Consider the following 20,284-nt stretch of genomic DNA (forward strand, 5'->3'; position numbering starts at 1 on the left):
CCTAGTATGATGATTTAAAATGATGCGCAAATAAACCGCTAAGCTGAGGAATAAAATGTGCAGGGATATCATGCCCCATTCCATCAATTAATTCAAACTTAGCACCGGAAATTGCTTTTGCTACAGCCTTACCATGACTAGGTGGAAGTAAGCGATCACGAGAGCCATGTAAGACTAACGCGGGTTGCTTAATTTCACGGTCCAGTTGAAGTAAGGAGCCTGTACATAATATTGCTAAAAACTGTTGAAGTACACCAGCAGGATAATAGCTACGTTGATAAAGTTTTCGTGCAGTTTGCATTGCTTCAATCTGGTTGACGTAACCAGGTGAACCAATCAATTGAAATAGTTTTAAACTGTGATTAACAATACCATCTTCGTCACGTGACTCAGGTTTGCCAATTAAACTCAAAAGCTGTTTCGGAAAAGGAGGGGGTAAAAAAGGCTGATTATTACTTGTAAACATGAGCCCCAATTTCTCAACCTTTTCAGGATATTTTGCTGCAAGAATTTGAGCGATCATCCCGCCCATTGATGCACCAATGACATGTGTTTTAGTCACGCCTAAGCGGTCAATAAGCATTGATACATCATCTGCCATATCATGCAGAGTATAAGGGGCACCTTGATTACTTAGTCCGAGCGCAAAGCGACCCATCAATTTAACCGTATTTAACCGTTTACCTTCATGACGTACTTTTGAAGAAAGGCCAATATCGCGGTTATCAAAACGAATAACACGAAAACCTTGATCAATGAGTGATTTACAGAAGAAATCCGGCCAGAAAAGCATTTGAGCGCCAAGACCCATAATCAGCAAAATGGTTGGATGTTCCGGTTTTCCACCTACTTCTACATGTAGCTCAATACCATTGCCTAAGTTGACCTTGGTTTCTTGCATGAAAGATGTGTACGGCGAAATGTTAAACTGTAAGGCACTATTCATGTTATTCATTCCTTAAAGGAATACTCACAAAAGAGTATTCCTGATTCAAACCTTATGCTTGGGCTGGAATAAGATCTGGAACAAGCTTTGTTAAAGTTAAGCGTTGTTTACCTGCTGTTGCACCTAACAATACGAAACCACGCAATGTTCCTTCATTGTCAATTGCTTTAGCAAGCATACCATCGTCGAACTCTTCTGTTTCCCAGTTCACTTCTACATCCATTGGAGCTGGTAACACTGTAAGTGGAGCTGCAGGAGTTTTTACTGCAACTGGCATAGCAGGGTAGTGCACGGCAGTTTGTTGTCCGCTGAGGGTTTTTGCAAGAGCACGAGCTTGCTGCATAATTGGCATTACATACGGAAGTAGCGTGCCATTTACTTCAGCGCAATCGCCAATTGCATAAATATCGGCTTGATTTGTTTCAAGTAAACTATTAGTAATAATTCCACGGCTTGTTTGAATATCTGCGCTTTTAGCAAGTGAAATATTTGGCTGTAAACCAATGGCTGAAAGAACGATGTCGGCCACCAAAGTTTGGCCGTTTGCGAGTGTAATCGCATAATCTTCGCCATTATTAATTTTACTGACTTTTTCAACGGTTGTGCCTAATGCAAATTTAACACCAGCCTCTTCGAGATTTTGCTGGAATGCAGAAGCAATATGACCTGGCAATAAGCGACCTAATGGTTGAGGTGCCAAATCAATAACAGTAATGTCATATTCACTGTGAAGTAAGTCATTGGCGAATTCACAACCAATTAAACCTGCACCCAAAATAACAACACGTTTATCTTTACGTTGAGCTAGATTTTCACGGAAAGCACGGTAATCAATTAGCGAGTTCACGACATGAATGTCATCGCTACCATCGCCTGCAATTGCAAGACGAATTGGGTTAGCACCAACCGCTAAAATCAGTTTTGAATAGGGTTGATTCGAAGTTACCCCATCTTTCTCAAGAACAAGCTCATGACGTTCAGCTAAAATTTCTTTTACAAAAGTGAAAGGCTCAATACGCATATTGAGTTGGGTACCCATTTTAGCAGCATCACCTAAAGCAATCTGTTCAGGTGCTTTCTTACCTGCAAATGCATTTGATAATGTTGGCTTTGCATAATTCACTGCATCATCCGCACAAATCATCACAAGTTCTTGCTCTGGGCTAAGTTTACGAAACTCACGTGCTAAGGTATAACCCGCCATGCCTGATCCGATAATGACGATTGGATGCATTTTTCTCTCCAGAGTTAGAATTGTTTATTTAATACGGTAATGGGTAATATACGTAAAAAAGACCATGTCAATCATGGCCTTTTACTGTAAGTCATTAGATTTCGATCATTTCGAAGTCAGCTTTTGAAACGCCGCAATCAGGGCAAGTCCAGTCATCAGGGATATCTTCCCATTTTGTTCCAGCTGCAATGCCGTCTTGTGGCCAACCTTCTGCTTCATCGTAAATCCATCCACAAACGATACATTGATATTTTTTCATGAGACTCTCCGCACTGATAAGTTTGCTCAAAGCTGCCTTTCAGTAAAACTATTCCATCTATTAATAATGTAACCACGATCCGGTCAATAATAACCAATGTGCCTTTGATCGGATATCAAATTTTTACGCAGTTCTACATTTAATGTAAAGCAAATAACGGAGTTTAATCATTCGTAAGCAAAGATGAATGGCAGGTTAGGACAAATAAGTGGTTTTTTAGGCAAAACTTGAGCATAAACTAATAATAACTAATACATTCTTAACGTTAATTTTAAACTTAATGTTGTTTGTGAAATTATTGAGAAATAAAAAGTGTCTGCTCATTTAAAAGATTTATATAATAAGAAAGCTAAATAACAACAAATAAAGATTCAACAGATGTCATTATTAAACGCGAAAATTAAAATTCGACAGTATAAGAACGGAATAAATCAGGGAACTTAAGTATGGAAAATTTAGTATACGAAGTAGAAATTGAGGCGCCTATAGAAAAAGTATGGGAATTACTTTGGAATAACGAGACATATAATGCTTGGACAAAATTCTTTGCTCCAGATTCCTCAATGCGTACCGATTGGCAAATCGGTGGTAAAACTTATTTCCTAGATGGTGAAGGCAATGGCATGGTTTCCACCATTGAAGAATTGAAAAAGCCGGAAATATTGATTTTTAAACATTTAGGAATGATTAAGGACGGTAAGGAAGATTTAGAAAGTGAAGAAGTTAAAGGCTGGAGTGGTTCTCTAGAAAAATATTTTTTAAGCCAATACGATAATGTAACTACTTTAAAAGTCGAATTAGCCACCTTACCTGAATACATGGGTATGTTGAAAAGTGGCTTCGTTCAAGGATTTGACGTAATCAAGAAATTAGCAGAAGGAAAATAGGTAATCGGCATCAAGTTAAGCCAAATATTTTTTATAAATTTTCATAATCAAATCATTGATACGAGAAGGATAGGCCAAACGATGATGTCCGCCTTCAAAGGTTTCAATATTCATGTAGGGCGCAAGTGTTTCTTGAACCTGATACATATCAAGTTGCTCATCTCCTAATTCTAAATAAGCCATTTTAGGATTAGAGAGGGTAAGTTCCTTTTCGGAAAGCTGAGGATAATCAGGTCGAAAACTAGGCGTAAGACTTGGATTTGCCACAATCACAGCTAATTTATGTTGAGCGGCAGTTTTTAAGGCCCAATATCCTCCAAGGCTGTGACCAACCAGTAAATCTGGTTTGATCGTCTGAATAGCTTGGTGATAAAAGTACTCAACAGATGCATAACTTAGGTTGCGATAATCAACGTCAATACAAAACTTTTCAGGATGTAAAATGGCGTGGAACTTTGTTGATTCACGAGAAGAATCCAAGCCATGTAAAAATAGAATTTTCATTATTTACGATACAATCTCATTGATAAAATACAAGGCAAATAGGGCCTTTGAATATCGAGGTTATTTGGATTTTTTTATATTTTACTAAAAGCTTTAAAAAATGATCTTAGCGATTGGTCTAAGTCATTTTGCCTTTAAAAAACAGTGTTGGTTTCCATAAATTGTCTTTTTTCATTTTTGTTTGATTGAAATCATTCGAAAAACTCCTGTAATCTGTTAAGCTATGCCACTTCATTTTTACTTAATCGAGGCAGAGATGACGCAACAAAACGCTCAATCGACTTCTGAACCAACTATTTCCGAAAACGATTTAATTGCACAGCGTCATGCCAAATTAAAGCAAATCCAAGATGTTGCGAAGGAAACTGGAAAGAGTCCTTGGCCAAATACTTTTAAGCGTGAACATTACGCAGCTGATCTACAAGAACAATTTAAAGATCAGTCGAAAGAACAAATTGAAAGCGCAGAGCATGTCTATGTAAAAGTGGCTGGCCGTGTCATGTTAAACCGTGGTTCTTTCATGGTGATTCAAGACATGACTGGTCGTATTCAGTTATATGTTGACCGTAAAGGCTTACCAAAAGATATTCTTGAAACCATTAAAGGTTTGGATCTTGGTGACATTATTGCTGCCGAAGGTTATATCGGACGTTCAGGCAAAGGTGACTTATATGTTCATCTTGAAGGTTTTGAACTTCTTACAAAATCGCTTCGTCCGTTACCAGATAAATTTCATGGCTTAAATGACACAGAAGTTAAGTACCGTAAACGTTACCTTGACTTAATCGTGAATGAAGAAACACGTAAAACTTTTGAAATCCGTGCCAAAGTTGTTGCAGGTATTCGAGCATTCTTAAACAACGAACGTTTCATGGAAGTTGAAACGCCAATGATGCATGTGATTCCGGGTGGTGCTTCTGCACGTCCATTCGAAACACATCACAATGCTTTGGATATGCCTTTATTCTTACGTATTGCGCCTGAACTTTATTTGAAGCGTTTAGTGGTTGGTGGTTTTGAGCGTGTGTTCGAAATTAACCGTAACTTCCGTAATGAAGGCGTGTCAACACGTCACAACCCTGAATTCACCATGATCGAGTTTTATCAGGCATATGCTGATTATAAAGACTTAATGGCATTGACTGAAAATATGCTTGAAAAGTTGGCTTTGGATATTCTAGGTACAACCGATGTTCCTTACCAAGGTGAAGTGTTTAGCTTTAAAGGGCCATTCAAGAAAATCTCTATGTTCGATGCGATTTTAGAGAATAACCCACAGTTCACACCTGAAAATGTAAGTGATCGCGATTTTCTTGCAAAATTTATTCGTGAAGAATTGAAAGAAGAGGTTAAGCCTGGTTTTGGTTTAGGTAAGCTTCAAACGATTGTATTCGAAGAAACTGTTGAAACTAAACTTCGTCAGCCAACATTTATTACTGATTACCCAGCGGAAACTTCTCCACTGGCGCGTCGTAATGATGACAATCCACACGTTACAGATCGTTTTGAATTCTTCATCGGTGGTCGTGAGTTAGCAAATGGCTTCAGCGAGTTAAATGACCCAATCGATCAAGCTGAGCGTTTCCAAGCGCAAGTTGCTGAAAAAGACGCTGGTGATGATGAAGCAATGCATTACGATGCAGAGTTTGTTGAAGCACTTGAATATGGTTTACCTCCAACAGCAGGTGAAGGTATTGGTATTGACCGTTTGGTTATGTTATTTGCTGACGCACCAAGTATTCGTGATGTAATTTTATTCCCGCATATGCGCCGTAAAGAAGGTTAATCTTCTAAGATGCAAAAAGGCAGTATTTATACTGCCTTTTTTATTACCTTTTATATCTAGAAACTTACCTACTTATACTAATCTTAAGATAGCGTTAAAAAATGTAATTGCACAGTTTAACAATTGCAAAGTTGTGATAAAAAATTTAAGGTGTTGCTCATAAATAACTTTGAGAATTGGCTGGCATGTTTCTAAGAAAAACACTTTCGATTGCAATATTGGCAACTGCTTCATCCGCTATTTTTGCACAAGGTTTAGTGCTAAATAATGAAGACTTACGTACCGACTTAAACTGGTTAAATCAACAAGGTGTTATCAGTATTAGCACCTCAACTTGGCCGTTAAGTGGTGATGAAATTCAAAGAGCACTTTCTCAAGCAAAAGTGACGCATCCAGCTCAACAAAAAGTTATTAATTCAGTACTTAATGCATTAAAAGCAGATAACAATACAGTTAAAGTGGGTGCTTTTGCTGAAACTGATATCAAAAATATTCCTCAAGCATTCGGTGATAACCAAAAAGCTCAATATCAAGGTTCATTAGAGTTTAATACTGGCGGTGAAAACTGGGATGCTAAAATCCGAGTAAATGCAGAAAAAGATCCTCAAATTGATAATGGACAAGACGTTAATGTTGAAGGTTCATATGTCGCTGGTAAACTTTGGAATCAATGGGTAGTTGCAGGTCAAATTCCAACATGGTGGGGACCTGGACACGATGGTAGCTTAATTCGTGGTGATGCTAGTCGACCAGTTTATGGGGTAACTGCACAACGTGCTGTGCAAAATGCTTTTGAGACAAAATGGTTGTCTTGGATTGGACCTTGGCAATACCAAGCATTTGCTGGTCAATTAGATGATTATAAAGCAGTGCCTGATGCTAAATTAATTGGATTACGTTTAACTGCACAACCATTACCATATATCGAGTTAGGTGCATCGCGTGCTATTCAGTGGGGTGGAGATGGCCGTCCTGAAAGTCTTAGTTCGTTATGGGATGCATTTGTTGGTAATAAAGATAATGGCGGAACTGGCGAACCAGATCCATCAAACCAAATTGCTGGCTTTGATGGCCGTTTATTGCTGCAACCGCTATTCCAAGTTCCAGTCAGTTTATATGGACAATATGTAGGTGAAGATGAAGCAGGTGGTTTACCTTCTAAGAAAATGTACTTAGCTGGTGTGGACTATTCATCTAGCTACAATAACATGCCGTACCAACTTTATGCAGAGTGGGCAGACACGCGTACTAATGGTGATGTAAGAGGTATCTCTTATGCTCATTCAACTTATAAAGATGGCTATTACCAACATGGTTTCCCGTTAGGTCACGCGATGGGCGGTGATGGGCAAATGTATTCGGTGGGTGGCGATATCCGCTTTGATGTCATGAACCGTTTAAGTGGTCGCGCTATGGTGGTTAAAGTTAACCAATCTAACTTAGCAATCAATAAAGCATTCCCTAAAGATGATGAAATTAAAGCACTTGATTTAACTTGGACGCATTTCATCAAACCTGATCTTCCATTAAAAATTAATGGCTGGGTAAGTGATTCTGATCTTGAGGGTAATGATGCAGGTGCATCTATTGGTATTGAAATTCCATTAGAACGTAAAATGTTTGGTTTCTAAGAATAGATCATGTTTTAGAAAAGAGAAGCCATCAAAGCTTCTCTTTTTTATGGTTTTTAAAGAAAACTAAAGACTAGAACATGATTTGCTTAAGTTGACTACACAAGCTAGGATTGTGAAGTTATGCAAGTGAATCAGCATATTACATGTATATGATTAAATCGAATATCAATATGAAAAAACAAGCAAAAGGAATCGGTTTTAAATCACTATAATGCATAACTAATGCTATAAGCCATATAAAGGCTTGTGGTTGTATTATCTATCACGAAAAATTGGAGTTGTTATGGCACTCGTTCCTCCACATGGTCTTCTAGGTGGTGGTTTAATACTACTTCTAGATTTTATGGGCAAAATGGATAGAGAAGGACGTGTTCATGACTGAATCAAGACTCACACATCTCAAACAGCTTGAAGCGGAAAGCATTCATATCATCCGTGAAGTTGCTGCAGAATTCGAAAACCCAGTCATGCTTTACTCAATTGGTAAAGACTCGGCTGTTATGCTTCATCTTGCGTTAAAAGCATTTTATCCAGCTAAACTTCCATTCCCATTATTACATGTAGATACGGGTTGGAAGTTTAAAGACATGATCGCGTTTCGCGATAACATGGCAAAAACTCATGGTTTTGACTTAATTGTTCATCAAAACAAAGAAGGCCGTGAAGCTGGGATCAACCCATTTGATCATGGTAGTTCAAAATATACAGATATTATGAAAACCCAAGCTTTAAAACAGGCTTTGGATAAATATCAATTTGATGCTGCTTTTGGTGGTGCACGTCGTGATGAAGAAAAATCACGTGCGAAAGAGCGTGTATATTCATTCCGTGATAGTAAACACCGTTGGGACCCTAAAAACCAACGTCCTGAACTTTGGAACCTTTACAATGGTAAAGTGAACAAAGGCGAAAGTATTCGTGTATTCCCATTATCGAACTGGACAGAGTTGGATATCTGGCAATATATCTATTTAGAAAATATTCAAATTGTTCCTCTTTATTTCTCTGCTGTTCGTCCAGTGGTAGAGCGTAGTGGTACGTTAATCATGGTTGATGACGAACGTATGCGCTTAAAAGAGGGTGAAGTTCCACAGATGAAGTCTGTACGTTTCCGTACGCTTGGCTGTTACCCGTTAACTGGTGCAGTTGAGTCTGAAGCAGATACGTTACCTGAAATTATCCAAGAGATGCTTTTAGCCACGAGTTCTGAGCGTCAAGGTCGTATGATTGACCATGATGAAGCGGGCTCAATGGAAAAGAAAAAGCAAGAAGGCTATTTCTAAGACAATTTCTAAATTTGTGGAGTTTGAGCAATGTCTCATCAATCAGAATTAATCAGCCAAGATATCTTGGCCTATTTAAAGCAACATGAACAAAAAGACCTTCTACGCTTTTTGACTTGCGGTAATGTAGATGATGGTAAAAGTACGCTTATTGGACGTTTACTCTACGATTCAAAATTGATTTATGAAGATCAATTGCAAGCAGTAACGCGTGACAGTAAAAAAGTAGGAACTACGGGTGATGCACCAGACTTGGCGTTACTAGTAGATGGCCTTCAAGCAGAACGTGAACAAGGTATTACCATTGACGTAGCTTACCGTTATTTCTCAACAGAAAAGCGTAAGTTTATTATTGCGGATACTCCAGGGCATGAGCAATATACTCGTAACATGGCAACAGGTGCGTCAACTGCTGATTTGGCAATCATCCTGATCGATGCGCGCTATGGTGTACAAACTCAAACTCGTCGCCATACGTTTATTGCAAGTTTGCTTGGTATTAAAAATATCGTTGTTGCAATCAATAAGATGGACTTGGTTGAATATTCACCTGAGCGTTTCACTGAAATTCAGATTGAATATGATGCTTTCGTAAGCCAATTAGGTGATCGTCGTCCAGCCAATATTCAGTTTGTACCAATCTCTGCCTTAAATGGCGATAATGTTGTGAATCCGTCAGCTCATACGCCGTGGTACAAGGGTCAAACCTTGATGAGCATTCTTGAGTCGGTGGAAATTAGTCGTGGATCGAATAAACACGAATTCCGTTTCCCTGTTCAGTATGTAAATCGTCCAAACCTTGATTTCCGTGGTTTTGCGGGTACTGTTGCTTTAGGTGAAATCAATGTTGGTGATGAGATTGTTGCACTGCCATCAGGTAAGCGTTCAACAGTTAAAGAAATCGTTACTTTTGATGGAAACCTTGAGCAGGCTGTAGCGGGTCAAGCGGTTACATTGACCCTGAATGATGAAATTGATATTAGCCGTGGTAACGTTTTGGTACGTGCTGGCGAGCAACCGTTAATTTCACGTAGTGTTCGTGCTTCAGTGGTGTGGATGAATGAACATCCGCTCGTGAAAGGTAAGTTATACAACGTTAAGATTGGTACCCAGACTGTTCCTGCTAAAGTCACTATTATTCACTATCGAGTGAATGTGAATACACTTGAACATACTCATGTGGAAGAGCTTGAGTTAAATGCAATTGCAGATGTTGTAGTTGAGTTCGATGCGCCAGTTGTGTTTGATCAATATCAAGATTCTCGTTATACAGGTTCATTTATTTTCATTGATCGTTTAAGCAATGTAACGGTTGGTGCAGGTATGGTTGAGGCTGCTGTTGAATGGACTGCACATAGCAATCCTGTAACAGCTGAAGATCGTGCTGCACGTTTGGGCCAAAAGCCAGCGGTGATTGGGATTTCTGCACAGTTAATCGAGAAAGCTCAAGTTTTAGAAAGTTTATTGATCCAACAAGGTGTGGTTGCGATTGCAAAAGCCAACTTAACTGCTGAGCAAATTACTTTATTGCGTGAGACAGGTATTGTGGTTATCACAACTTCTGTGGAAGGTACGGATACAGAAGTTACTGCTGAAACCGTTGAAGAGGCAGCTGAAAAAGTTGTGGAATTAGTTCGTCTTTAATAGACTGAATTGATTTTGAAAAAACCCGCGTAAGCGGGTTTTTTATTGGGTTTAGAAAATACTTTGAGTTTTTAAAGTTAAATATTCCCTTAAATCTTTGGGATAGCTCTGAATCATCTTTAAAAATATATCTCGATCACCTTGATATAAGGCACGTGTTGCTTCTTCGTAATTTGGCATATTGCCCAACATGGCAGACATAAAACGGCCGATGGCTTGTTTAGCGAGCACAATATTACCTTTAGAATTTGGGTTATTTAACTCTTTATCAATTAACTTACGAATTACTGCTGATGCACTCGCACTTTGTTGATCTAACCAATCCCAATGTTTTTTCTGTAAAGTGATTTCACGAGAAATTACTCCGAGTTTAGGTCGTCCAACTTTTTTAATTTCTTCCGGTTCACCATAACGTTGATGAAATTCTTGTTCCGAACCAGAAAGATCAAGATCAATTTGTTGACCTGTTTGATCATTAAAAATCAGAATATTTTCCGTTGTTTTCGGAAGATCTTTGAGTTTTTTTGCAAGTTCAATAAGGGAGTCACTCGCAATAAGCGTGCTTCCAGTGAAGGCAGTATAGGTGATTTTAGTATTCATTTTAGCCATATATTTTTATCTGGGTAAAATAATATTATCAGGGTAAAATTGATTTGGCAAATAATTAAAATTATAACCAAAGAATTATTTGATTTTATGAGTGTAGTCGATGAAGTTAGGACTATAAAAATAGTCAAGATAATGAGCTATTTAAAATTTTACTCTGCTTTAGTATCGCTTTTATGAGAGAATACGCCTTTAGTTGTATGTATAGAGACTCCTATGTTTGAGCAATCTCCTGAATCTTTAAGCGATATCGAAATTTTAGACATTTTACAGTCGATGAAAAAAGATAAGCTAGATACGGAAGCAAATGAGATCATCCGTAACGGGGGGAAAGCAGGACGTCAGGAAGCACATAAACAGGCTTTAGTGGCACTGAATACAAATTTTGAAGAAAAGTTTGTAGAGGCAGTTACTCTTGCACTAGGTTTAAATGCAGCTCAAGCTAAAAAAATTCGCTATAAAAAAGATCGAATTCGTATTTTAAAAGCGCGTGGTATTGATTATTTAGCTATTGATGGTGCAGAAACAGCGCAAGTTTTGGCACAAATTTCACAAGCGATTGTTCGAGAAGATGCAATAGTTACTCATGACTTACATGACATCTTCCCATTTTGGAAAGAAGGTTGGCCAATGGTGCAATTTGATAATGCCTATAAAATTTTAGAAGAAGATATTAGCTTGCACTTTCATGCGTTCTTAGACGTCATGATTGAATATATAAATAAATAAAAATAAAAGCCCCGTTTGGGGCTTTTATTTTTAGGGGAATAATTAAAGTGTACTAAAGAGCGGGAAAACGCCAATCACTAATGCAGTGCCCATCAAAACCATACATGTTATAAATGCCCATTTAAATGTGAACTTTTGATGATCTGCAAAGTCAACTTTAGCAAGACCGCATAACAAGTAAGTTGATGGAACAAGAGGCGATAGCAAGTGTACTGGTTGGCCTACAATTGAGGCGCGAGCAATAGCTTCTGGGCTAATACCGTAATGAGAAGCCGCTTCAGCAAGAATTGGTAAAACACCATAGAAGAATGCATCATTTGACATAAAGAATGTTAAAGGCATACTGACTAAAGCGGTAATCGGTGCAAGATATGGACCCATGCTTGGAGGAATCATTGCGACGAATTCTTTAGACATCGCCTCAACCATACCTGTACCAGATAAAATCCCTGTGAAAATACCTGCAGCGAAAATTAAACCTACAACAGCTAAAATACTATCTGCATGCATTGCGATACGCTTTTTCTGCATATCAACATCAGGATAGTTAATCAGCATTGCAATACAGAACGCTAGCATGAATAGCACCGACATTGGCAAAATGCCTTTGATTAATGCAATCATGAGAATAATAGTAAGTACCATATTTACTTTGCGTAAATGTGGACGCGTCGCTTCAGGGTCTTTCGACACGGTAATATTATCACCATGATGACTTTCAAGCTCAATCACGCCTAAACGTTTTTGCTCATAGCGGCCATATAAATATGCCAAGAAGAATAACCAACCAATACTAATGATCATTGGAAGGATCATTGGTACGAAAATATGGCTTGGATCAACTTGTAACGCACTTGCAGCACGAGCAGTAGGACCACCCCATGGCGTTAGGTTCATTACACCACTACATAAAAGCATAAGCGCAGTCATGATGAGTGTGTTCATTCCTAGACGTTGATAAAGTGGCAACATTGCAGCCACACAGATCATATAAGTGGTTGAGCCATCACCATCTAAAGAAACGAGAGTGGTTAAAAAGACAGTTCCTAGAGTAATTTTTAAAGGATCGCCTTTAACTTTTTTCAAAATCCATTTAACCGGTGGGTCGAAAAGACCTGCATCGATCATTAAGGCAAAATACAAAATTGCGAATAAAAGCATTACGCCAGTTGGCGCTAATTTTTTGATGCCATCCAGCATCATCTCACTGAGACCTTTAAGTTCAATGTGACTTAAACTTTCAAAGTAATGACCTAGGCCCCAAGCAATGAGAGAAAAAATAAACGGGATGAGAATTAAAGCAATAATAGGGCTTAAACGTTTGGACATGATTAAGTACATGAAGCACAAAATCATGCCAACACCAAGTAATGTCAGCATACAATCAATCCTTTGCCTATAGTTTTACTGAACAAGTTTATTCAAAACTCTGACCTTGGTTATTCTTATTAATTTTTATTAAAAAGACAAATAATATATTTAGTTTATTTGGTTAATATATATTCGTTTGGATAGGTATATTTAGATGAAATACTGAACATATATATTAAGGTTATAATGGTTTTATAATAAATGAATGCTATTATAAAATAATATAAAGGTATTATAAAAATAAAAATTATATGGCATTTTTTTTAATTATATATATTTTGATGAGTGAAATGAGAAGAAGAAGCATTTAGGGGCTTACTTTGAGCTAAGCTACATAAGTTTGTTTGCAATTTAAATGGGGCTTAATCACTTTATAGGCAGTTAAGAGATATAGATTATTTTATTAATTTTCAGTATTTAAGCTTTAATAGAGTTGTTAAATAAAATAATAATACTTTTAGATTAAAAGAGCAAATTGAATAAATGAATCTAAAATAATTATTACATATATTTAAAAAAGTTATTTAGTTTTAAAAAAATACCCCAGCTAAATTGTGGGGCATTTAAATTAATAATGATTAGTTTTCATCAATTGATGAGTGTGTTTCGGTTTGTTCTAAAATTCGAGTTACAAGAAGTTGGTCAATTTTAAAATGGTCGACATCGACAACTTCAAATTTATATCCACCAAATTCCACAAAATCTGCTGGACGTGGAATTTTGCGTAAACGGTACATCATGAAACCTGCAAGCGTCTCATAGTTTTCTTCATCAGGCATTTCATCAATTTCAAGAGCATGTCTTAGGTCATCAATTGGTGTGCTGCCATCAATTAACCATGAGTTATTATCACGTTTAATGATTTGCTGTTCTTCTTCAATAGGAGTAACCCAATCACCCATAACTGTAATCATGATATCGCTTAATGTAATCACTCCGACAACGAGTGCATATTCATTGATAACGACAGCAAATTTTTCTTTTGTAGAACGAAAACGGTCAAGTAGTTCAGAGAGTGTGAGGGTGTCGGGAATCATGAGTACAGTACGAATGGTAGACTCATTTAATTGAGTTGGTGATTGATTATTTAAAATACGTACTAAGAAATCTTTAGCATCAACATAACCAATAACCTGATCAATATTTTCATTACACACTAAAAATTTTGAGTAAGGATATTCTGCTAATTTTTGACGAATACTATCTTCATGTTCGTTTAAGGTGAAATAAACGACGTTCTCGCGTGTCGTCATGCTTGAAGGTACGGTACGTTCTTCTAGTTCAAAAACATTCTCAATAAAGTGGTGTTCTTGTTTTTGAAGTACGCCAGCTTGAGCGCCTGCATCCATGACCGCTGAAATATCATCAAAAGTAATGTTATCTTCGCGTGTTGTATTGACTTTAAACAAGCGAAATAACAGATTCGCAATAGCATTAATTCCCCAAGCTAAGGGTTTACACACCTTAATAAAAACTTGAATCGGGTTAATAACGCTAATTGCAATTTTTTCAGGTGCAATCATTGCCAAGCGCTTTGGCATAAGATCGGCAAATAAAATAAATAGAGAAGTTACTAAAGTGAAGGAGAGGGCAAAACCGATAGTTTGTGTCCATGGACCTTCATAAAAGCGGTCAACTAAAGTGACAAAAAAGGGACGAAAAGCAGCTTCCCCCAAAATACCGCCTAAAATTGCAACTGCATTTAGGCCAATTTGAGAAGCTGCAAAAAAATCGGCAGATTGTTCTTGTAGATCAAGTACTTGTTGGGCACGTTCTTCGCCAGCTTCGGCTAAAATTTTTAACTTTACTTTTCTGGCACCAGCCAATGCAATTTCAGTTAAAGATAAAAAGCCTGCTGCGATGATGAGCAGTACGATGATAATGATATTTTGAAAGAGACTCACAAATCACCCGAGGTTCATCATTATTATGACTATGTTTTAACACAAAAAAGCGCTGAGGTAATCAGATTGATTGCTCAGCGCTTGAAGATAATGTCTAAAATCGACAATTGAATCAAAATTTACTTAATAGTGAGAAAATTGCGAATTGTTGGTTAGAAATTCACGATTTTCTTCTTCAATCATTTGACGAGCAACAAATAAAATAAGTTGGCGCAACCAGCGATGAGCTGGATGATGATGTAATAACGGGCACCAAGCCATTTTAAGTTCAAATTCTGGAATATAAAAAGGAGGATCCTTTATAACCAGTTTTGGATTTTGAGTTTGTAGGCGTGCCATTCGAGTTGGAAGGGTGGCAATCAAGTCAACATTTTGAGCAAGTAATGCTGGCATTTGGTAGTGGCGGGTAAATACAGAAATTTTACGACGTTGACCAATACGTTCTAATGCCTGATCGATCCAGCCTAAACCACCTTGTTTATCTGGATTTACACCAAAGCCTACACCCATACCTGTTTTAGAAACCCAGATATGCTGTGCATCTAGATAACTTTTGAGATTCAAATGGGTTACAGCAGGGTGTTTGTCATTAAGAATACAGCTGAAACTATCACGCCAAACTAACACTTGGTGGAAACTTTGCGGTATTTCATTAAATCTATTAATCGCAAGATCAACTTTACCTTGTTCCATGTCTCTATAAGACACATCACTTGGTGTAAGAAAGTCGAGTACAACATTTGGAGCTTCAGAGCGTAGAGCTTTGACAAGACGAGGGACTAAAGTTGCCTCGGCATAGTCAGATGTCATAATGCGGAAAACGCGATTACTTGTATAAGGGCGGAATTCGGTACGGGGTTCCAAAATCATGGAAAGATCAGAAAGGGCATCACGAATACGAGGTTGTAATTCAAGTGCACGTTCTGTTGGGGTCATCCCTTCGGAAGAACGGATAAGAAGCGGATCATTAAATAAATTACGTAAGCGACGTAAAATATTACTCATTGCAGGCTGAGTTACCCCAAGCTGTTCGGCTGCGCGCGTAACATTTTTTTCACGAAGAAGTACATCAAGATATATTAATAGATTAAGATCTACTCGCTCCAGATTCATAAAAAAAATACCGAAAATAAAACCCTGAAATTGTTTCAAATTATGCCATATTTAATGATCATTGTGTGAAAAAATGATGAGAAAAGCGACATTTTTTGTAGGAATTAAGTAGGGTGGAAAGGCGTTTCAAAGGCACGATTTTACTGTCTTTGCTCAGTTTTGAATGAAAGAAATCTAAATAGAATATATTTATGAATAACTTCTCAATTTCTAGCATATCAATTGACTTTTTGCATTGGCAAAAATAGCCTAATTTACAATTGACTTTTAGATTTAAAAATGAGTGGAAAATCTCCAAAAATTGTATAAAAATAAGACTTAGTGAGTTTTTAAAATAAAACTCTATACTCCTTTAGGATGATTTTATTTTTATAAACAAAGTGTTAAGGTTTTTGGTTTTATCTATAATATCGATTTATTGGTATATTTTTTAAATAAATACTGAAGATTAACAAAGGATATTGGATTAATTGGTTGGCTAAGTCTAAGCTGTGTTCATGAGGAAGCAGCTGGTGTCATAAGAAATTTAAGTAACGTGACTCTAGGCTTCAATCGATGAAATCCTAAAATGAATACAGGACAATATCATGACTACATATCAAACAGCGATTGATGCAGTACGTCAATTAAAAGCAAAATTCGGCAATACTTGGGCAGACATTAGCCCAGAAGATGCTGCTCGTATGCAACTTCAAAACCGTTTCAAAACTGGTTTAGATATTGCTAAGTATACAGCTGCGATTATGCGTCGTGATATGGCTGAATACGATGCTGACTCAAGCAAATACACTCAATCATTAGGTTGCTGGCATGGTTTCATCGCACAACAAAAAATGATTGCGAACAAAAAATATTTCGGTACTACAAGCAAACGTTATATCTACCTTTCTGGTTGGATGGTTGCTGCTCTTCGTTCTGAATTTGGTCCACTTCCTGACCAATCTATGCACGAAAAAACTTCTGTTCCTGCATTGATCGAAGAAATCTATACTTTCTTACGTCAAGCTGACGCAAAAGAATTAAACGATTTATTCCGTGCGCTTAAAAAAGCACAAGAAGCTGGTGATACTGCTAAAACAGCTGAAATCACAGCTCAAATCGACAACTTTGAAACTCACGTTGTGCCAATTATTGCGGACATCGATGCTGGTTTCGGTAACGAAGAAGCAACTTACTTACTTGCTAAGAAAATGATCGAAGCTGGTGCTTGTGCGCTTCAAATCGAAAACCAAGTATCTGATGCTAAACAATGTGGTCACCAAGCTGGTAAAGTAACTGTTCCACACGAAGACTTCATCGCTAAGATCCATGCATTACGTTATGCATTCTTAGAAATGGGTCTTGAAGAAGGTATCATTGTTGCGCGTACTGACTCTGAAGGCGCTGACTTGACTCAAAAAATCCCTGTGGTTAAAGAGCCAGGTGACATCGCTTCTCAATACATCAGCTACTTAGATACTCAAGAAATTGACATTGCTGATGCTCAAGAAGATGAAATCTTAATTAAGCGTGATGGTAAATTACACCGTCCTAAGCGTTTACCTTCTGGCTTATATCAGTTCCGTGCTGACACTCAAATTGACCGTGTTGTACTTGACTGTGTGTCTAGCTTACAAAATGGTGCTGACCTTCTTTGGATCGAAACTGCGACTCCAAACGTAGAAGAAATCGCACACATGGTTAACCGTGTTAAAGAAGTTGTTCCAAATGCTAAGCTTGTTTATAACAACAGCCCATCATTCAACTGGACTTTAAACTTCCGTCAACAAGCTTACGACCGTTGGGTTGCTGAAGGTAAAGACGTTTCTGCATATGACCGCGCTAAATTAATGAGTGCTGAATATGACAACACTGAATTAGCTGCTGATGCTGATGACAAAATCCGTACTTTCCAAGCAGATGCTTCTCGTGAAGCGGGTGTGTTCCATCACTTGATCACACTTCCGACTTACCACACTGCTGCTCTTTCTACTCATGAGCTTGCACAAGGTTACTTCGGTTCTGAAGGTATGTTGGCTTATGTTGCTGGCGTACAACGTAAAGAAATCCGCGGCGGTATCGCTTGTGTTAAACACCAAGCAATGGCGGGTTCTGACATCGGTGATGATCACAAAGAAATCTTCTCTGGTGACAACGCTCTTAAAGCACATGACGATGCTAAAAACACAATGAACCAATTCGCAGCTCACTAAGAATTGATTCATCAAAAAACCCGCTCAAATGAGCGGGTTTTTTATTATTAAAAATTATTTTTTCAAAACATAGTGTTCAGCTAAAGAGCCTTCAACTTTTTTACCTTCCATATCTAAAGCAGTTGCAGTGTTTTCACCGATAAAGAATTTACGGTTTTGACCTTTATCATCTAACGTAATAATTGAAGTATTATCTTTGTCGAAAGTAAAGGTACCGTGGGTTTCAAATGGGTTCGTGTCACCTTTACCAAGATAAGTTTCGGTTAGCTCGTAGGTTTTATCATCTTTAAGTTCTAATTCGGTTTTAATACCTTCACAGTCTGCGCATGGAAGAGTGCCTTTATATGTGCCGTCCCAATCGAGTGAGTTTTCAGCTGTGTGCGCGGTATCTACAGCATTATTATTGGCTTCAGTGGTTTGTGCTGGAGCAGATGCTTGAGTTGTCGTGTCGGCTTTATTTTCATTTTTGCTACAAGCGGCAAGAAGGATACTTAAGAGTGCTACTGATAATAATGTTTTTTTCATGATGATCTAAACCTCGGAAAATAAATAAAAAACAAGTAAACAGGCTATGAAATATAAGAGCCTAATAAAAGTTTAAGTATGTAATTTAATTTTAACAAAAGGTAAATTGAATAAAATTTAATCAAAAAAGAAAGATATAAAATTAAAAAAAAGTATCCACTAAAAAATTAGCGAATACCTCTATATATTAAGGTTGAGAAGAAACCCCACCTAAAGAATCACAAGCTGATTTATAAAGTTGATATTGTTGCTTTAAAACTTCATCTAGCGGCATGTCAAATAACTCTTCACCATTTTTATAACTCTCTACATATGAAGTCGCCTTTTCTTTGCTTACCGCTAAAGACTGTTGGTAGTAAGAATTAATTGAACTTGTTGCAATCTGACTTGTCTCAACATTTTTACATTCAAAATTATGGAGAATTTTTTCTGCACGTTTGACCTCACTAGATTGGCCAAAAATACACCCAGTTAAAAAGACAAGTGGCGTTAACACGAAAAAAAGTTTCATGGAGAGCAAGTATGGAAGCAACGGTGGGCGCTATTGTATAAATAATTCCATAAGCTACTGTGGTTTTATGTTAGACATTGATTGTTTTTTAACTCATTAAAATCAAAAAATTGTATCTAATTTTATCATTTTGCTTATTTTTATATTTGGTGCGTATTTTGCTTATAGCTTTAAGCACTTATTTTGAACATATGAACCAGAATGAATCAGGTACAAACGTTTTCAAAAAACTCTTTAGCACCATTTTGGTATGCGCGATTAGAGCTCGGATTTTGTTTTGAAAATTCGCGCACCATAATGAGTCATAGAAAGCACCATGGCCCTGTAAGGGTGCAAAAAATGCTCTGGCCTGAAAAAACAGGCGTATGTCATGCGATTATTGTACATCCTCCAGCAGGAATCGCAGGAGGAGATCATCTTACTTTTCAAATCGAAACCAAAGATCAAGCTCATGCGGTTGTAACGACTCCTGGTGCGGGAAAGTGGTATAAAACCAATGGAAAGCAAGCCTTTCAGCATATTCATCTTCATGTGCGAGATCAGTCTATTTTGGAGTGGGTTCCACAAGAAACGATGCTGTTTGACGGAGCTCTAGCACACTCAGAAACTCATATTCATCTTGACCATGCTGCCAGTTTTATTGGCTGGGATATGTTGGTACTCGGGCGGCAGGCACGCGCTGAACGTTTTGTGCAGGGAAGTTATCACAACCAGTTTAAGTTGTGGCGAGAACAAAAATTATTGGTTGCAGATACATTGTTTTTTGAGGGTGAAGACCGTTGGCTTAGTTCGTGTTTAGGTATGAATAATCAAGCAGTAATGGGAAGTTTTTGGGCCGTAGCACCTGAGAAATATCGGTCTTCATTTTATTTGGAACAACAGCTCGAACTCATTCGCGAATTGATAATGCGTATGCAAGCACCTGTAACTTTAACATTATTAGATGATGTGGTTTGTGCGCGTTTCTTGGGAAATGATGTCCGACATTGCCATGATGCATTTGCGGCAATAAGAGCAAGATTAAGACGTTATTGGTTTGATTTATATGAAGAATTTCCGAGAATTTGGAGAACCTAAGTTACGTTAAATTGCGTATTTAAAAAACGATTAAAACAAGTATGCTGCTTTTGAGCACGTATTTTGCTTAAAGAAAGTT

Annotated in this window: 19 protein-coding genes; 9 read left to right on the forward strand and 10 right to left on the reverse strand. The window is 37.6% G+C overall.

Features of this window, described 5'->3' with window-relative positions:
• Position 1: 1 nt before the first annotated feature.
• The 3 genes from estB to rubA form a co-directional block, all read right to left on the reverse strand.
• On the reverse strand, positions 2–946 hold the full coding sequence (gene estB / locus AW165_RS07770) for an esterase EstB (protein WP_002117541.1): 945 nt from the start codon (positions 944–946) through the stop codon (positions 2–4).
• A 52-nt stretch (positions 947–998) separates the two neighbouring features.
• Positions 999–2,180, reverse strand: a complete 1,182-nt coding sequence (gene rubB, locus AW165_RS07775) for a rubredoxin reductase RubB (protein WP_044100605.1) — start codon at positions 2,178–2,180, stop codon at positions 999–1,001.
• A gap of 94 nt (positions 2,181–2,274) precedes the next feature.
• Complete coding sequence (rubA, locus tag AW165_RS07780; protein WP_000760495.1) at positions 2,275–2,439, reverse strand: rubredoxin RubA; 165 nt, start codon at positions 2,437–2,439, stop codon at positions 2,275–2,277.
• Between the two features lie 446 nt (positions 2,440–2,885).
• Here rubA and AW165_RS07785 point away from each other — a divergent pair, with 446 nt between their 5' ends.
• Positions 2,886–3,326 carry an SRPBCC family protein gene (locus tag AW165_RS07785; protein ID WP_060465420.1) on the forward strand — a complete coding sequence of 147 codons (441 nt, stop codon included), beginning with the start codon at positions 2,886–2,888 and terminating at the stop codon, positions 3,324–3,326.
• A 15-nt stretch (positions 3,327–3,341) separates the two neighbouring features.
• Here the strand turns inward: AW165_RS07785 and AW165_RS07790 are convergent, their stop codons facing one another.
• Entirely contained in the window at positions 3,342–3,830 is a 489-nt protein-coding gene (locus AW165_RS07790; RefSeq protein ID WP_060465421.1) for a YqiA/YcfP family alpha/beta fold hydrolase, read from the reverse strand.
• A gap of 256 nt (positions 3,831–4,086) precedes the next feature.
• On the opposite strand from AW165_RS07790, the gene lysS reads away from it, so the two are divergent.
• The 5 genes from lysS (at position 4,087) to cysN (ending at position 10,177) form a co-directional block, all read left to right on the forward strand.
• Positions 4,087–5,616 (forward strand): lysine--tRNA ligase, encoded by a 1,530-nt coding sequence (gene lysS, locus AW165_RS07795; protein ID WP_060465562.1) that lies wholly within the window; start codon positions 4,087–4,089, stop codon positions 5,614–5,616.
• A 185-nt stretch (positions 5,617–5,801) separates the two neighbouring features.
• Complete coding sequence (locus AW165_RS07800) at positions 5,802–7,247, forward strand: capsule assembly Wzi family protein (RefSeq protein WP_060465422.1); 1,446 nt, start codon at positions 5,802–5,804, stop codon at positions 7,245–7,247.
• Between the two features lie 253 nt (positions 7,248–7,500).
• Positions 7,501–7,632 carry a hypothetical protein gene (locus AW165_RS19135; protein WP_081410572.1) on the forward strand — a complete coding sequence of 44 codons (132 nt, stop codon included), beginning with the start codon at positions 7,501–7,503 and terminating at the stop codon, positions 7,630–7,632.
• Positions 7,625–8,533 (forward strand): sulfate adenylyltransferase subunit CysD, encoded by a 909-nt coding sequence (cysD, locus tag AW165_RS07805; RefSeq protein ID WP_000140408.1) that lies wholly within the window; start codon positions 7,625–7,627, stop codon positions 8,531–8,533. The genes AW165_RS19135 and cysD overlap by 8 nt, the downstream gene beginning before the upstream one ends.
• 30 nt (positions 8,534–8,563) lie before the next feature.
• Positions 8,564–10,177 (forward strand): sulfate adenylyltransferase subunit CysN, encoded by a 1,614-nt coding sequence (cysN, locus tag AW165_RS07810; protein ID WP_060465423.1) that lies wholly within the window; start codon positions 8,564–8,566, stop codon positions 10,175–10,177.
• Between the two features lie 51 nt (positions 10,178–10,228).
• On the opposite strand, the gene AW165_RS07815 is transcribed toward cysN, so the two are convergent.
• Positions 10,229–10,786, reverse strand: coding sequence for a DUF2239 family protein (locus tag AW165_RS07815; protein WP_081410573.1), 558 nt, complete (start codon positions 10,784–10,786; stop codon positions 10,229–10,231).
• Positions 10,787–10,999: 213 nt separating this feature from the next.
• Here AW165_RS07815 and AW165_RS07820 point away from each other — a divergent pair, with 213 nt between their 5' ends.
• On the forward strand, positions 11,000–11,512 hold the full coding sequence (locus AW165_RS07820) for a hypothetical protein (RefSeq protein ID WP_060465425.1): 513 nt from the start codon (positions 11,000–11,002) through the stop codon (positions 11,510–11,512).
• A 42-nt stretch (positions 11,513–11,554) separates the two neighbouring features.
• Here AW165_RS07820 and AW165_RS07825 read toward each other — a convergent pair whose 3' ends face one another.
• From AW165_RS07825 to AW165_RS07835, 3 genes are all read right to left on the reverse strand, one after another.
• A complete protein-coding gene (locus AW165_RS07825; RefSeq protein WP_002117607.1) occupies positions 11,555–12,892 on the reverse strand; it encodes a CitMHS family transporter in 1,338 nt (445 codons plus the stop codon).
• A 569-nt stretch (positions 12,893–13,461) separates the two neighbouring features.
• Entirely contained in the window at positions 13,462–14,787 is a 1,326-nt protein-coding gene (locus AW165_RS07830) for a hemolysin family protein (protein ID WP_002117726.1), read from the reverse strand.
• Between the two features lie 123 nt (positions 14,788–14,910).
• Positions 14,911–15,900 (reverse strand): LysR family transcriptional regulator, encoded by a 990-nt coding sequence (locus AW165_RS07835; protein WP_004703082.1) that lies wholly within the window; start codon positions 15,898–15,900, stop codon positions 14,911–14,913.
• A 587-nt stretch (positions 15,901–16,487) separates the two neighbouring features.
• Between AW165_RS07835 and AW165_RS07840 the strand changes: the two genes are divergently transcribed.
• Positions 16,488–18,092 (forward strand): isocitrate lyase, encoded by a 1,605-nt coding sequence (locus tag AW165_RS07840; protein WP_060465426.1) that lies wholly within the window; start codon positions 16,488–16,490, stop codon positions 18,090–18,092.
• A 54-nt stretch (positions 18,093–18,146) separates the two neighbouring features.
• Here AW165_RS07840 and AW165_RS07845 read toward each other — a convergent pair whose 3' ends face one another.
• Both AW165_RS07845 and AW165_RS07850 read right to left on the reverse strand, forming a co-directional pair.
• A complete protein-coding gene (locus AW165_RS07845; protein WP_002117559.1) occupies positions 18,147–18,617 on the reverse strand; it encodes a copper resistance protein NlpE in 471 nt (156 codons plus the stop codon).
• Between the two features lie 187 nt (positions 18,618–18,804).
• Complete coding sequence (locus AW165_RS07850) at positions 18,805–19,128, reverse strand: hypothetical protein (RefSeq protein ID WP_005070594.1); 324 nt, start codon at positions 19,126–19,128, stop codon at positions 18,805–18,807.
• A 201-nt stretch (positions 19,129–19,329) separates the two neighbouring features.
• Here AW165_RS07850 and AW165_RS07855 point away from each other — a divergent pair, with 201 nt between their 5' ends.
• Complete coding sequence (locus tag AW165_RS07855) at positions 19,330–20,205, forward strand: urease accessory protein UreD (RefSeq protein ID WP_005802940.1); 876 nt, start codon at positions 19,330–19,332, stop codon at positions 20,203–20,205.
• Positions 20,206–20,284 lie beyond the last annotated feature (79 nt).

Origin of the sequence: Acinetobacter sp. LMB-5, assembly GCF_001541635.1 — a bacterium.
GTDB lineage: Bacteria > Pseudomonadota > Gammaproteobacteria > Pseudomonadales > Moraxellaceae > Acinetobacter > Acinetobacter pittii.